At 39.2% G+C, this 14441-nt stretch carries 14 protein-coding genes; 4 read left to right on the forward strand and 10 right to left on the reverse strand.

Features of this window, described 5'->3' with window-relative positions:
• Window positions 1–98: 98 nt before the first annotated feature.
• The 4 genes from AAC073_RS07465 (at window position 99) to AAC073_RS07480 (ending at window position 3431) form a co-directional block, all read left to right on the forward strand.
• The gene (locus tag AAC073_RS07465; protein ID WP_339923225.1) at window positions 99–1076 is read left to right on the forward strand and encodes a M23 family metallopeptidase; all 978 of its coding nucleotides are present in this window, start codon (window positions 99–101) and stop codon (window positions 1074–1076) included.
• Window positions 1077–1234: 158 nt separating this feature from the next.
• Window positions 1235–1588 carry a MerR family transcriptional regulator gene (locus AAC073_RS07470; protein WP_339923226.1) on the forward strand — a complete coding sequence of 118 codons (354 nt, stop codon included), beginning with the start codon at window positions 1235–1237 and terminating at the stop codon, window positions 1586–1588.
• A complete protein-coding gene (dprA, locus tag AAC073_RS07475) occupies window positions 1569–2699 on the forward strand; it encodes a DNA-processing protein DprA (RefSeq protein ID WP_339923227.1) in 1131 nt (376 codons plus the stop codon). Before AAC073_RS07470 ends, dprA begins: the two co-directional genes overlap by 20 nt.
• A 72-nt stretch (window positions 2700–2771) precedes the next feature.
• Entirely contained in the window at window positions 2772–3431 is a 660-nt protein-coding gene (locus tag AAC073_RS07480) for a hypothetical protein (protein ID WP_339923228.1), read from the forward strand.
• A gap of 167 nt (window positions 3432–3598) precedes the next feature.
• On the opposite strand, the gene AAC073_RS07485 is transcribed toward AAC073_RS07480, so the two are convergent.
• From AAC073_RS07485 to AAC073_RS07530, 10 genes are all read right to left on the reverse strand, one after another.
• Window positions 3599–4969: a M23 family metallopeptidase gene (locus AAC073_RS07485; protein WP_339923229.1), complete on the reverse strand. Its 1371-nt coding sequence runs from the start codon at window positions 4967–4969 to the stop codon at window positions 3599–3601.
• Window positions 4970–4982: 13 nt separating this feature from the next.
• Window positions 4983–5546: a type 1 glutamine amidotransferase domain-containing protein gene (locus tag AAC073_RS07490; RefSeq protein ID WP_339923230.1), complete on the reverse strand. Its 564-nt coding sequence runs from the start codon at window positions 5544–5546 to the stop codon at window positions 4983–4985.
• 353 nt (window positions 5547–5899) lie between these two features.
• Window positions 5900–7024, reverse strand: a complete 1125-nt coding sequence (gene dnaN / locus AAC073_RS07495) for a DNA polymerase III subunit beta (RefSeq protein WP_339923231.1) — start codon at window positions 7022–7024, stop codon at window positions 5900–5902.
• 234 nt (window positions 7025–7258) lie between these two features.
• On the reverse strand, window positions 7259–8938 hold the full coding sequence (gene gldG, locus AAC073_RS07500; protein WP_339923232.1) for a gliding motility-associated ABC transporter substrate-binding protein GldG: 1680 nt from the start codon (window positions 8936–8938) through the stop codon (window positions 7259–7261).
• Window positions 8931–9653 carry an ABC transporter permease gene (locus tag AAC073_RS07505; protein ID WP_339923233.1) on the reverse strand — a complete coding sequence of 241 codons (723 nt, stop codon included), beginning with the start codon at window positions 9651–9653 and terminating at the stop codon, window positions 8931–8933. The genes gldG and AAC073_RS07505 overlap by 8 nt, the downstream gene beginning before the upstream one ends.
• Window positions 9654–9657: 4 nt before the next feature.
• Window positions 9658–10566, reverse strand: a complete 909-nt coding sequence (gldA, locus tag AAC073_RS07510; protein ID WP_339923234.1) for a gliding motility-associated ABC transporter ATP-binding subunit GldA — start codon at window positions 10564–10566, stop codon at window positions 9658–9660.
• Window positions 10567–10891: 325 nt separating this feature from the next.
• Window positions 10892–12091 (reverse strand): phosphoglycerate kinase, encoded by a 1200-nt coding sequence (locus AAC073_RS07515; protein ID WP_339923235.1) that lies wholly within the window; start codon window positions 12089–12091, stop codon window positions 10892–10894.
• A 38-nt stretch (window positions 12092–12129) separates the two neighbouring features.
• Window positions 12130–13092, reverse strand: coding sequence for an L-threonylcarbamoyladenylate synthase (locus tag AAC073_RS07520; protein ID WP_339923236.1), 963 nt, complete (start codon window positions 13090–13092; stop codon window positions 12130–12132).
• On the reverse strand, window positions 13092–13805 hold the full coding sequence (locus tag AAC073_RS07525) for a tetratricopeptide repeat protein (protein WP_339923237.1): 714 nt from the start codon (window positions 13803–13805) through the stop codon (window positions 13092–13094). Before AAC073_RS07525 ends, AAC073_RS07520 begins: the two co-directional genes overlap by 1 nt.
• A gap of 82 nt (window positions 13806–13887) precedes the next feature.
• Window positions 13888–14439, reverse strand: a complete 552-nt coding sequence (locus tag AAC073_RS07530) for an NUDIX hydrolase (protein ID WP_339923238.1) — start codon at window positions 14437–14439, stop codon at window positions 13888–13890.
• Window positions 14440–14441: the final 2 nt, after the last annotated feature.

Below are 14441 nucleotides of genomic sequence, written 5' to 3' on the forward strand. Positions count from 1 at the left end.
TAACCAAACTCCCAACTATCTACTTCCCTACAAAGTAGCTTAATCTCCTGGGTTTTTTCGGATTACAAAATTAGAAGTTTTAACGTACTATTTGTTAAATGAGTAGAATAAAATATTATTACGATCCCAAAACCTGCAAATACGAAAGGTATGTTAAGAGTAAATGGGATGTAACATTGAATGTATTAGGATTTCTATCCCTCTCCTCAATATTAGCTGTCGGAATACTTATCGTTTTCCATTATTATTTTGACAGTCCCAAAGAATTGATCCTGAAAAGGGAAAACAGAGAGCTCAATCTCTATTATGAACTCCTTGAAAAGGAAGTCGCTCAGTTAAATTCCATGATGGGGGATCTTCAGGAGAGAGATGATAACCTGTACCGCGTTATTTTCGAATCTGAGCCCATCCCAAGTTCTGTCAGAAATGCTGGATATGGGGGATCTGACAGGTTTAAAGAAATAAAAGAAAAAGGCCTTAACCAAGGTAAGATGATAATCTCTGTTTCCAACAAGGTGGAAACATTAAAAAAACAGCTTTTCATTCAGTGGGAATCCTATAATGAATTATCTGAAACGGCATTAAACAAGGAAGAGTATTGGGCTTCTATCCCCGCTATCCAGCCGATTCACAATGAAGAATTAAAAAGACTTGCTTCGGGCTATGGCATTCGACTACACCCTATTCTTAAAGTGAAGAAGATGCACACAGGGATTGATTTTTCTGCACCTAAAGGCACTCCTATTTATTCTACAGGAGATGGAGTGGTGGAACAGGTAAGAACAGATTTTGGAGGCTATGGCAAGTCTATCGTTATAGATCATGGCTTTGGTTTTAAAACCAGGTATGCCCACATGAATGATTTCAACGTGAAAGTCGGGAACAAAATTAAAAGAGGAGACAAAATAGGAACTGTAGGCAATACGGGCTCCTCCACAGCTCCCCACGTTCATTATGAAGTTATAAAGGAAGGGAAGTACGTCAATCCTGTTAATTATTTCTTTAAAGACCTAGAACCAACTGAATTTGATAAAATTCTGGAACTGGCCTCAAGAGAAAACCAATCGCTTTCTTAAGTCATTAAAACCAATAATAAAAAGCCCTTTCCTCACTATTTGGGGAAAGGGCTTTTTGCCTTAAATTAAGTTTGGCTGGTTTTATAGAATTATTAGCGGGAATTGTTTTCCAAATAAGGGATAATTTTTATATTTTTGATTGAAAAAATACCAAAGAATTGCCATACAAGGAAAAAGATATCGAAAAAAAATATTACTCTATCGGCGAAGTGGCTGAGAGATTTAAGGTAGCAACCTCATTGATTAGGTATTGGGAAGGGGAATTCGATATCATCAAACCCAAAAAAGACAAAAAAGGAAACCGCAGATTTACTATAGACGACATTGAAAAAATTCAGTTAATTTTTCACTTGGTAAAAGAAAAAGGTTACACGCTCACAGGTGCCCAGGAGATTATTAAAAGGGACATGCATAAGGTTCAGGACAAAGCAGCAATGATCCAAAGACTACATGAAATCAGAGGTTTTTTGACGGAAATCAAAAATAATCTGAATGAGCAGCAAGCAGAATAAGGATTACTTATACCAAGTAGCTCTCAGTTTGATTCCCAAACTGGGACCCAATATCTACAAGAAAATAATTCTACACTGTGACTCTGCAGAAGGATTTTTCAATTTACCCCGAGGCAAACTAGAAAGAATCCAGGGTATCGGTCCCAAGTTACTTGCTTACCGAAAACATAGAACCAACTATCTTAGCGAGGCAGAAAAGATAATAGATGCCGCAAACCAACATGAAATCCAAATTCATTGTTTCATGGAGGAAAATTATCCTAGTCGGTTAAAAGCCATTCCTGATAGCCCTCCACTTCTTTTTAGCAAGGGTAATTTATGTCCCAATCCAAATAGGACAGTTGGAATAGTAGGCACTAGAAAAGCCACCCAATATGGTAAAAATGTAACGCAACAAATTACGGAGGAACTGTCGAGGTTTCAGCCAACTATTATCAGTGGACTTGCCTACGGGATAGACGTGGAAGCCCATAGGGCTGCTTTGGCTAGAAACCTACCTACCATAGGGGTCATGGGTTCTGATCTTAACACCATCTATCCATCGATTCACAAAAAAATCGCCGAACAAATGAAAGAGAATGGCGGCTTGCTCACTGAGTACAAACTTGGGACAGAAATGAGCCCAGGCAATTTCCCCCAAAGAAACCGCATTATAGCAGGATTGGCAGATGCTTTAATAGTAGTAGAAGCGGCTAAAAAAGGAGGCGCTCTGATTACAGCAGAAATAGCTTACAGTTATAACCGAGAAGTATTTGCCGTTCCAGGAAACCTTCAGTCTAAATACAGTGAAGGTTGCAATGATCTTATCAGAAATATGAAAGCTGGGATTTACATGAGCTCAAAAGAAATCGTTGACTCCTTGTCGTGGAATATGGCTTCAGGCGAATCACCGGCTCAGCAGGTTTTTCCTGACACTTCCTTACTCGACCCACTTGAGAGCAAAATCCTGCAAAGAATATTTGATAAAAAAGAAGTAGAAGTAAATTGGCTCAGCCATGATTTAAATTTACCTATTAGTACGCTGGCCGTTAAGCTTCTCAATTTAGAATTCCTTGGTTTTGTTAAGGCTTTCCCAGGCAAAAAGTACCAATGGCTCCACAATAAACAATAAAAAAAGCTACCACCAACCGTAGCTGGAGATTAATGCTTATATTAGTCTATACTGACCAAAACAAATAAAACAATGAAAAAGGCACTTTACTCGATAATATTCTCCGTAATTGTCCTTATTGGATGTAATAATGAAAAAAGTGTAAACACCGATGATCTCCCCATGCAGATCGCTCAAGCCTACGGGTATGATCAATTAGATGAGGTTCAATCAATCTCCTATACCTGGAATGTGAGAAGAGACAGCGCGACGGTGATGGTTAGAGACTGGAAATGGGACCTTGTAAAAGGAGAGGTCAGCTACACTGATGCTGATACCAGTGCAACTTACCTTATTTCAGAAAAATCTGATCAAATTAAAGGAATTGATCATAAGTTTATCAATGACAAATACTGGCTTTTATTCCCTTTCCAACTGGCATGGGACGAAGGGTTTTCAACAGAAATAGCTGAAGAACAAAGTTCTCCTATCAACAATGAAACGACCACAAAACTTACCATACTTTACAACAATGAAGATGGTTATACCCCCGGAGATGCATATGACGTCTATGTGGACGACAATAAAATGATCAAAGAATGGGTTTTCAGAAAAGGGAATGCTGCAGAAGGACGTGCATTTACCTGGGAAAACGAGAAAGATTTTGGAGGCATCAAAATAGCCCTCGACCATAGCATGAATAATGGAGAAAAAATCATCTGGTTTACAAATGTTGAAGTAAATAAAAAGTAAGAGAGGTAGCCTTTCATTTAGTCTTACGAGCTTTTTGACAGTCACTTATTAACAGGCCCTTGAAGGGGTGAGATACCTCTTTAAGGGCCCTTTACATAAACTTAGGCTAATCTAATTTACAGTTAGAGGTCTCTTCACCGACCCCAAATAAAAACTATGGGTAAATATTAATTTGCCTGTATCCATATTTTTGCCCCTGTCTTTAACTGAACATGTACCATGTCTTTGAAATAACCCAAAACATTTCCCCTGCCAATAAAATAGTCGGCAGAAATAGGCCAAGATTTACTCCAATCCTGAAACACCAAGTCGACGGCTTTAACCTCTATTTCAGGGCTACTTTTTTCAGCTATATTAACAATAGTCTGATGTGCAAAGCCTATAGTCTGATCTGGCAACTTTACTCTAAACCAGGCACCACTTTTGCCCATGATATCGAAATACGTGTTTTGAGAATAGGTACCAATGATTTTTGAATTGAGCGCAGGCGAAGCGCGCAAATTTCCGGCTTTAACAGAAATCACACCATAATCCTTCAATGAAACAGTATCTGAAACGCTGATTTTTTGAGTGTTTTTCGGCGACTGTAAAAATGGCAATGGGTTTTTGGCTCCCCTTCCTTTCCTGTAAATACCGAAATGTAAGTGAGGGGCAGTTGTTCTCGCATTGCCGGTATTCCCTACCAATCCTAAAGTGTCACCTAGCTTGACACGTTGCCCAATATTTACCAACTGACTATCAAGGTGCGCGTAATAGTAGTTATAGTTACCGCTATTGAGCCAGATTACCTTACCTCCCAGTCTATTTTGATCAGATCTATTCACCCTGCCATCAGCAACAGCACGCACCGGTGTACCTCTTTTAGCGAATACATCAACTCCTTCATGTCTTCGACCGCCCCCTCTGGCATCTCCCCAGAAACTAGCAATTTGACCTGCATCCATGTTTGAGATGGGGAAAACGATGGATCCGGAGACTTTGATATTGACTTCAAGCATCCCTCCTCCCAATAGTTCAGGTTGAATTCTTAGTAAATGATTGGCATTTTCTTGTGCAGTATAGACTATGGTTCGCTGGTTTTGAGAGAATACATAAGGGGAATAACCGCTCAGTGAACTCCTGAATACATCTAAAAAGTAAACAGTACTACTATCGCTAAGTGCTTTGGCATTGATTGAGATCTTACTTCCCTCTTCAACTTCATATAGATAAAACACTGCCTCAGCTTTAGTAGGGTCAAAATAAACCATCTCAGTGTGAGGTAAATTTTGAGCTTGTAAATTACCTGCAACAGTAACCTGTCCATTTCTCATCCATTGCTGAATAATTTTGTATTCCTGAAGGTCAGATTTCTTTAAAGCATCAGAGTAGGCCACATAAGGATTTTTACCTTTAAAGAGTTTTTCGGTATGACAGGATCCAAGAATAAAAGTCAGCACGAACAAGGTGAAGAAATAGTGTAAACGCCAAGGACTAGACTTTGAATAATTTAACAACCGAAAAAGGAGTGACCTTTTATCGATTGTTAAATTAAACATAGAAATACGCTGATTACAATGTTTTCTGACCTTCATGCTTGCCTTCCTGAATTTCTTCTATCATCTTTCTATTAAATGCTTCCAGGTCTTTTGGTGATCTTGAGGTAACCAAGGCCTGGTCGCAAACACATTCCCGATCAATCCATTCTGCCCCTGCATTGATAATGTCTTGCTTTATAGATGGAAAAGAAGTCATTTTCCTTCCTGCCAATGCACCTGTCTCTAACAATACTTGAGGGCCATGACAGATCGATGCAACTGGTTTTCCCTTAGCAAGAAAATCCTTAATGAATTCAATGGCTTTTTTATTGGTACGCAGTTTATCTGGGTTCAGCACTCCACCGGGAATCAGTACTGCATGGTAATCGTCAGAATTTGCCTCATCGATTGTCTTATCTACGGTAAAATCTTCTCCCCAATTACCCTCTTTCCAAGACTTAATACTTCCTTTATTTGGAGAAATGACCTCCACAATAGCACCTTCATCTTCCAGTGCCTTTTTGGGAGAGGTAAACTCTATTTCTTCAAAACCATTTTCAGTAATTAAAGCTATTTTTTTATCAGATAATCTATTCATAATTATTGTTAGTTAGTTTTTGGCCTAAATTTTAAATGAAAAGTTCAAATTTCATGCTAAACTATTCCAATTGAAGAATAGTTTACTTACTAGGAGTAGTTTTGAGATGAATACAATTGGGATAAGTCCTGTATTGAACTATGGGACGATGTCAATTTCTCTAACAATCCCTTAAAAAAGTTATTCATTTGTAATGAATTGGAGTAGAAATGGAAAGCCGGTCTGGTTTTCTGATGAAGTGATTTTTTGGGCAAGGCTGAAATCCTTGGTAACAGATCACCAAGGATTTTAAAAAAAGCCACAAAAAAAGCCCGGATAAAACCGGGCTTTCAATAATCAAAAAGATTGTATTTTTATACGTAGTTACTCAACATCACTGGCATAACCAACATCAAAATGTCTTCATTTTCATTTAGATCAGAAGGTAAAATCAAGCCAGCCCTGTTTGGCGCGCTAAATTTCATTGTTACTTCCTTCGCTGAGATATTATTTAGCATTTCTACTAAAAACTTGGCGTTAAAACCAATCTCTATATCCTCCCCTTCGTGTTCGCAGGACAGTCTTTCGTTGGCTTCATTAGAAAAGTCCAGGTCTTCAGCTGAGATCTGTAATTCACTTCCTGTAAGCTTCAACCTAACCTGATGCGTAGTCTTATTGGCATATATGGCGATCCTTCTTAAAGAGCCCAAAAACTCTTGTCTATTGATCACCATGTCATTGTTATTGTCGGCAGGAATTACATTCTCATAATCTGGGAAGCGTTCATCAATTAACCTACAAATCATCTTGATGTTGTTGAACTTAAAATAGGCATTGCTGGTATTGAACTCAACACTAACAGGTACATTCTCCGTAGGAAGAGTAGACTTAAGAAGGTTCAAGGCTTTCCTAGGTACAATAATACTGGTCGCTTCAGGAGAAGCAATATCAACTCTTCTATAACGAATCAAACGATGTCCATCCGTGGCTACAAAAGTAGTATTGGTACTGCTCAGGTTTATAAATACCCCAGTCATGGCAGGTCTCAACTCATCGTTACTTGTAGCGAATATAGTATTGGCAATTGCACTACTCAAAACATCTGTAGACATTTCTACAGTAGATGCGTTAGTTACGCTCGGGATCCGTGGAAAGTCAGTTGCATTTTCTCCTGCCAATTTATAGCGCCCATTGTCAGAACTGATCTCTATACTATAGGTCTCCTTATCGATACTAAAAGTAACAGGTTGCTCAGGGAGATTTTTAAGCGTTTCAATCAATATTTTTGCAGGTACTGCAATATTGCCATCTTCCTTTGCCTCCACCTCAATCTCCGTCATCATTGAAGTTTGCAAATCAGAAGCCGTTACCGTAAGCTTACTATCCAATATTTCAAAAAGAAAGTTCTCTAAAATTGGCACAACAGGGTTGGTTGTTACCACCCCATTTATTGCGGAGAGATGCTTCAAAAGTGAGGAAGAAGAAACAATAAATTTCATATGTATGGTTTTTATAATTCAGTCACATTAAAAATTATCGTAGAATCCACGATACAATTCTGTAAAGCCAAATTTAGCGTTTTTAATCATTGCTTTGAACCAAATAAGACACAGATTCTAATTTCGATGGATTTAACAGGGTAAAGTTATAAATAAAATTACAAATGCCCTCATTAGGTTTTGATTTGATAGGATAAAATTAAATTGATTTTTAAAAATCGGCTTCAATCCCCATCATTTAGCGTATTTTCTTTTTCTAAGAAACTGTTTGAACCAACCAATCAGTATAACTACAATCACAGGCATGGCAACATTGATTACCTGCCACATCGACTTCTGTTGTTTTACTTTCACTTTATTTAGTGGCCTGATTTCAAAACTTTTGGATTTACTTGCAATTATTCCATTGGGAGCCACCATGTAATTTATGGTATTTTGTAAGAAGGTTCTATTAGCCGTTTTACTCTCAGCAAATGGATTGTTACCCAAAGGCAAAGGCCGATCGTCTTGAGGCCGTATCCAGCTTTTAATAACATCTGCATCGCCACTAATCAAAATCTTCCCCCCATTGCTTTCAGGAAGAAACTTATTCTTATCAAATTCGTCTGGTGCAAAACGATTTTTGAAAAAGGACGTGAACTTCCCTTCCAATAAATAAACCAATGGGAGACTTCCGCTATTGAACGCCCTTACATCAGGTTCATTGGCCATATCTTTAAAGGCAACTCTGGCCGGAGCACTTTCTCTTCGCGTGTAATCGCTGGAAAAAATCAAAGGCGTCTTTAAGACATTATCCGCTTTTACCGTATCTATAGAACTCACAAAACGAAACTCAACTACATCTAAACCTTTGGTGATCGGATGGTTGGCCATCTTTCCTGCCTGAACATAAAAAGGCCATGGCAAGGGAACTATCTGAGGTTGATTGCCATACTCTCCTGAAACTACCGGATAATATCCGAAATTCAAATCCTGAACAAGGTCCTTATTGATCCTAACCCCATACCGAAAAAGCAAGTCATCCAATCCTGTATCGAAAGGCATGGCCACAGTACCATTCCCGCCTGCATTTTCTAGATTTACGGCCATCTCATCCATTAGGAACAGTATATTCCCCCCATACATCAAAAATTGGTCTAGGAGGTATTTTTCTCTCACTCCATAGGCATTTTTGGGGCCAGCCACGATCAACACTTCAAATGTCAATAGGTCTTCAACATTTTTGGCCTGGTCAAATGGCACTTTATAAACCTCAAAATCTTCGTTAAGTGCTTCCACCATGCCATAGCCCTCATCCTCATCCATTTCACCCTGCCCGATAATTATTCCTATCGCCCGCTTATTTCTGGTGTATAAACGTTTTATCGCCTGTCCTATCTCAAACTCAAGATTCTCTATGGATAAGTTCAGGGTTTCCTCTGGCCCCATACCCAATTCTCCTTTCAATAACAACACACCGATTTCCCTGGTAGTGGACCTTAAAACAATGCCTGGAAATATAAGCTGCGTTGACTGAGCCCCATTCTGAGTGCTATGTAGGTTGGTAGGGTTAATGCCATAATCAGCAAGTTTTAGAACATAACGCTCACTGCTATCCGAGGCAACTTGAAGTGGATCCAGGTAATTGATAACAATCCCCTCTCGGCTATAGGAGCGGAAGGTTTTTAGAATCTGTTCTATATTTCTTTGAAAACGAATCATCCCAGGAGGAAGATCTCCTGCCAATAAGACATCTATTTCTAATGGGCCATCCATATCCTCCAGCACATCCAGACTAGCCTGGCCTATGCTGTATTTTCCTTCTTCGGTCATGTCCACTCTAAAGGAATACCATTTCTCTAGATTGGCAACCAAAAACCATATCAACACCAAAGCGAATGTCCCAAATATTATGGAGCTGTATTTCCTATTCATCCCTATCGATCAAAATCCAAGAACAAACCAAAAACGAAAGTATCATCCCCATAAAATAGTAAATGTTTTCAGAGACAATAACTCCTCTACCCATCTGTTCATAATGAAAATCGGTACCCAATCCTGCTAATAAAACTGCCAGATCGCCTGAAGCCACTACCGCCAATGCGCTTATTCCACCATAAAGCAAGAAGGATAAGAACACGGCTACAACAAAGGAAACGATCTGATTGGAGGTAATGCATGAACTAAACAACCCCACTGCAGCAAACAATGCTCCGACTAAGAACAATCCGATGTAGGCTCCAAAAAAACCCGCACTGTCAATATTCCCTATTGTGTCTCCCAATTGAACGATACTGAAATAATAGACTAGTGTAGGAATCAAAGAGAAGAATAGAAGGACCAAAGCAGCCAGGTATTTGGCTATTACAATTTGGTAATTTTTTAATGGGGAAGTTTTTAGCAATTCCCAGGTCCCCGTTTTCCGCTCTTCTGCTACCATCCTCATGGTGATGGCAGGCAGCAAAAAAATAAAAACAAAGGGAGTATAACTAAACAGTGGATCAAGATCAGCATAGCCATAGTCCAGAACACTAGTACCAGGAAACACCCATACTATTAAACCCAATGAAATTAAAAAAATAGAAGTAATCAGATAAGCAGACAGGTTACTGAAAAAAGCATTGACTTCTTTTATAAACAGGCTGTACATATCTTTAACTTTTGGTTAAGCTGTGAAAGACTGATTCCAGGTTTTTTTCTTCTAGCCTGATGCTTACCAAATTTAGGTTGTACTTTTGAATCATTTCAAAAATCTCAAGTCTCAGTTTTTTAGGATCTTTGCATGAAAAGACAATCAATCCTGGTCCTTTCCTATCTATGGTATTGTAAGAAAGACCTTTTAACCATTCCTCCACTATAGTCTCCTCTGTTTCTAATAAAATTACAGATTTTCCTGCGGATGCCTTTAGGTTTTGAAGAGAATCTTGGGCCACTACCTTGCCTTTATTGATAATAACCACTTTGTCACACAGAATTTCGACTTCCTGCATGATATGAGTACTCAAAACAAGTGTTTTATTCTTGCTAATCTCTTTGATAAGTTGCCTGATTTCTACCAGTTGGTTTGGATCCAATCCAGTGGTAGGTTCATCTAGTATAATGATTTCTGGGTCATGCACAAGACTTTTTGCCAAGCCAACCCTTTGCTTGTATCCTTTAGAAAGGTTTCCTATTCTCTTGTATCGCTCCTCAGTAAGCCCACACTGCGCCATCACGAGTTTCACCCTTTCATTTCGCAGACTTTTCTTCATCTGATAAAGCCCCCCTATGAAAGATAAAAACTCAGGAATGTACATTTCATCATACAAAGGATTGTGTTCAGGCAGGTACCCTATCAATTTGCTGATGGCAATGGGATGATCTTTTACAGAAATGCCATTGACCAGGGCTTCACCCGAATCAGCCTGCAGAAAACCCGTTATGATTTTCATCGTAGTCGATTTCCCAGCACCATTCGGCCCCAAAAAGCCCAACACCTGTCCAGGGTTTGCCTGAAAGCTGACATTATTGAGGACTTGCTGATCCCCAAAACGTTTTGATAGATGATGAATCTCTATGGACATAATTCAAGATGTAAATCAAGCCAGAAACAGGCAATCCTAATCCTATAAAGGGCAACAATTATGTATACGCTTCCAACGTTACCTTTTCAAAACCTGAAACGGGTATGCATTCTTGGATAGGTAGGTGATTACTCCAATTGCTACTGCAATAACAATGCTAGTGGAAAACTGAAATAAATAAAGCCGACACTATTAAAATTGGTAACGGTGTCACTTCAATTTCATTATATCAATAATCCTGAAAGTGTAGATTTTGCATAAAAAACCTTCACTTTCAGGATTAATTTACTCAGAAAGTGGTTCCTGAATAATTGTATTCGTTTTTTTAGGGCTCTAAAGCTTTTACACCTGGCAAGATTTTACCTTCCATCAATTCAAGCAGTGCACCTCCACCTGTGGATACAAATGAAACTTGTTCGCCATAGCCGAATTTATTAACAGCAGCAGCTGAATCACCACCACCTATAAGTGAAAAGGTTCCTTTTTCAGTAGCCTCCACAACTGCCTCTGCAATTGCTTTGGTACCTTTCTCAAAGCTACTCATTTCAAAAACGCCCATTGGACCATTCCATAATACGGTCTTGGAATCTTTTATTATTTGTGCAAATTTAACACAAGTTTCAGGCCCAATGTCTAAGCCCATCCAACCATCAGGAATCTGTCCTTTTTTTGCTGTACTTTGTTCAGCATCATTGGCGAAATCAGTGGAGATAACTGTATCATCTGGCAAAATCAGGTTCACATTTTTTTGCTTGGCTTTTTCTAACAGCTCTAAAGCAAGTGGCATTTTATCCTCCTCCAATAAGGAATCACCTATAGTGCCACCCTGTGCTTTCGCAAAGGTGTAGGACATGCCACCACCAATGATCAGGTTGTCAACCTTATCGAGTAATTTATCGATAAGAAGGATTTTATCTGAAATCTTTGCTCCTCCCATTATGGCTGTAAATGGCCTTTCTGGTGAACCCAATACTTTCTCAGCATTTTCCAATTCTGCTTGCATCAGGTAACCAGCCACTTTATCGTTGAAGAATTCAGCTACAATGGCAGTGGAAGCATGTGCTCTGTGAGCTGTTCCAAAAGCATCATTAACATAAATGTCCCCAAGTTTTGACAATTTTTCCGCAAAATCTTTGTCCCCTTTTTCTTCCTCTTTGTGAAAACGAAGGTTTTCTAAAAGCAGTACTTCACCTGGGTTTAAACTGGTAGCTAGCTGTGCTGCTTCACTTCCTATGCAATCCCTGGCAAACTTTACTGACAGCTCTAACTCTTTATTCAATTCCGTGACAATGTGTCTCAACGAAAACTTGTCTTCTGGACCAGATTTGGGCCTTCCAAGATGAGACATAAGAATGACAGCACCTCCATCCTTTAGGATTTTTTTAATTGTAGGTAATGCTGCATCTATTCTAGTATTGTCAGTTATCGTAAATTGATCGTCAAGAGGTACATTAAAATCCACTCTCACAAGTGCTTTTTTACCTTTAAAATCAACGTTATCTACTGTTTTTATTCGATTGTTCATGTTTTGTAGGTTTAATATATGCGTCAAAAATAAACATTTTATTTGGCAGCAGCCCGCCTTAGCCTATCATTTATTGCTTTTCCTAAATGTATTTCTGGCAATTCTTCAGCTAATATTAAGGTAGCATTGGTTTCATCCAATTTGCGCATGGCAGAAAAAAGATTTCTGGCTGCTTCGTCATAATCTCCAGAATTGCTTAAGGCTACTTGATGAGAGGCTGGCACTTCGGGAAAAGAACGCCTAAAGGACAAGATAGCAAGTCCTTCCTTTTCTTGTTGATACTGCTGCATTAATTCATCCAAGTCCCCTAAAACCATGGGCTTTCTAGGGGCATAATGACTTTTTAGCATTCCGGGAGATTGCGGATTACTACTTGATTGAGGCAAAATTAAAACTTTCCCAACAACCTCCTCAATGGCCCCAACGGAAACTCCCCCTAAGCGATAAATGATAACCTGCCCCTGCTCCATTCCAACAATGGTACTTTCCAGCCCCACTTCACAAAGCCCTCCATCCAAAATATAAGCCAATTTCTCTCCAAGATGGTGCTGGACATGGCTGGCGCTAGTAGGGCTAATGTATCCGAATGGGTTGGCACTTGGCGCAGCCAAGGGGAAATCTAACAATTCCAACAGGCTCTTGGTGAGCGGATGACTTGGCACCCTAACCCCTACCCTCCCCAATCCGCTAGTTACCAAATCGGGGATAATATTTTTTTTAGGGAGTAGTAAAGTAAGCGCTCCAGGCCAAAAGGTTTCAGCCAAGGCTTTTAATTCATCAGGTATAAATTCCACGTAATCATATAACTGTTCGATTCCTGCCAGATGAACAATTAAAGGGTCAAAACTTGGTCTGTTTTTAGATTTGAAGATTTGTAAGACTGCTTTTTCGTCCAGCGCATTCCCCGCCAATCCATAAACAGTTTCAGTAGGTATGGCTACGAGTTCCCCCGATGTCAATAATGCTGCTGATTTTATAATATCTTTACCAATCTCAGCCATTACTCATTACAGAATTCGTCCAACCAATCTTTCGCTTGGGTATATCCTAAGGAAAGTGCCGTTTGAAGGTGTTCACAACCTTCCGATTTTTTACCCAGTGCGCTCATTTCAGTTACTCCTAAAAGGTAAAAGGCCGCTCCGTTTCGTGTATCAATGGCCGTTAATGCTTCAAGTGTTGCAATTGCATTTAAAGGATCATTGTTTCCAAGAAGCGCTTTGGCCTTGTTAAACAATACTTGGGGTTGCTGAGGATCAGCATGCAATGCTTTATCAAAATCGATGAGGGCATCATCGTACATTTCAAGACCTAAGAGTGCAAGTCCACGATTGTAATAAATGTCTATCTGATTGAAATCAAGTCCATTTGCACGATTATAATCAATCAGTGCTTTTTTGTACTCCTCCTTTTCCATGTATACATTCCCTCTGTTGAAAAAGGGCTTGTAATTATTTTCATCCACTTCAATAGAGCGGGAAAAGGACTCAACGGCATCATCTAATTTGCCTGTTTGGAAAAATATCACTCCTCTGGCATTCCATGCAGGCGCATGTGCCGTATCTTTTTCAACTAATCTATTTAGGTGCTCAATTGCGGTATCAAAATCCTGTTTATCTAAAGCTCCAATACCAGCTTCAAACAATTCTTCTGAAGATGGCTGACAGGAAACAAGAAAAAATAGGGCTATGATGCTACTCCATATATTTTTATTCATTTCATTTTTTTTGCAAAGATAAGAATTACTTAGACCACAACCCACATAAGGATTGAACAAAATACAAGTACATCAAAATACCCTAAATGAGTATTTCAGATTTACTGGTTTTTTCTAACATTCTTAATATCGATTCGTTAAAACCTACCAATTCTGCTGTAAGGTCAAACCCTACCCAGGCGAGGTCCTTACTTTCAGGACTAATAATAAGAGGCTCATCCATTTCTGCCTCTATAAGAAACCTCACATCATAATGAAAATGCCTTTCATTTTTATCATTTGCAGGGATTACGTGCCTGTCTAGGTCAAAAATAGACTTGTCCACCAACCGTATGGACTGCAAACCACTTTCTTCCTCGGCTTCTTTAAGTGCCACTTCAACAAGGTTTTCATTTCCGTCTGCATGACCTCCCAACTGCAACCAACGTTGAAGTTTCTTATGTAGGGTTAACAGGGTATGGGTGCGCCGTTTATTGACTATCCATGCTGAGGCCGTAAAATGCCCGTTAATTCTTTCTCTTTTAAAGGCGTCAGGGTCATTTAAAAGATCCAAAAAGGCAGGAACCATGGCTTTTTCTTCCTCAAATGGTGTCCTGTAATTTTCTATCAAGCACTTTAGATTTTCTCTGTCCATAT

The organism is uncultured Cyclobacterium sp. (assembly GCF_963977555.1).
Lineage (GTDB): Bacteria > Bacteroidota > Bacteroidia > Cytophagales > Cyclobacteriaceae > Cyclobacterium.

Coding starts and splice junctions, on each gene's coding strand:
- AAC073_RS07520 (WP_339923236.1), bottom strand. CDS start 13,092: ATGGCTGAGATTGGTAAAGATATTATAAAATCAGCAGCATTATTGACA.
- dprA (WP_339923227.1), top strand. CDS start 1,569: ATGAGCAGCAAGCAGAATAAGGATTACTTATACCAAGTAGCTCTCAGT.
- dnaN (WP_339923231.1), bottom strand. CDS start 7,024: ATGAAATTTATTGTTTCTTCTTCCTCACTTTTGAAGCATCTCTCCGCA.
- gldA (WP_339923234.1), bottom strand. CDS start 10,566: ATGTCCATAGAGATTCATCATCTATCAAAACGTTTTGGGGATCAGCAA.
- AAC073_RS07505 (WP_339923233.1), bottom strand. CDS start 9,653: ATGTACAGCCTGTTTATAAAAGAAGTCAATGCTTTTTTCAGTAACCTG.
- AAC073_RS07525 (WP_339923237.1), bottom strand. CDS start 13,805: ATGAATAAAAATATATGGAGTAGCATCATAGCCCTATTTTTTCTTGTT.
- AAC073_RS07480 (WP_339923228.1), top strand. CDS start 2,772: ATGAAAAAGGCACTTTACTCGATAATATTCTCCGTAATTGTCCTTATT.
- AAC073_RS07485 (WP_339923229.1), bottom strand. CDS start 4,969: ATGTTTAATTTAACAATCGATAAAAGGTCACTCCTTTTTCGGTTGTTA.
- AAC073_RS07465 (WP_339923225.1), top strand. CDS start 99: ATGAGTAGAATAAAATATTATTACGATCCCAAAACCTGCAAATACGAA.
- gldG (WP_339923232.1), bottom strand. CDS start 8,938: ATGAATAGGAAATACAGCTCCATAATATTTGGGACATTCGCTTTGGTG.
- AAC073_RS07490 (WP_339923230.1), bottom strand. CDS start 5,546: ATGAATAGATTATCTGATAAAAAAATAGCTTTAATTACTGAAAATGGT.
- AAC073_RS07530 (WP_339923238.1), bottom strand. CDS start 14,439: ATGGACAGAGAAAATCTAAAGTGCTTGATAGAAAATTACAGGACACCA.
- AAC073_RS07515 (WP_339923235.1), bottom strand. CDS start 12,091: ATGAACAATCGAATAAAAACAGTAGATAACGTTGATTTTAAAGGTAAA.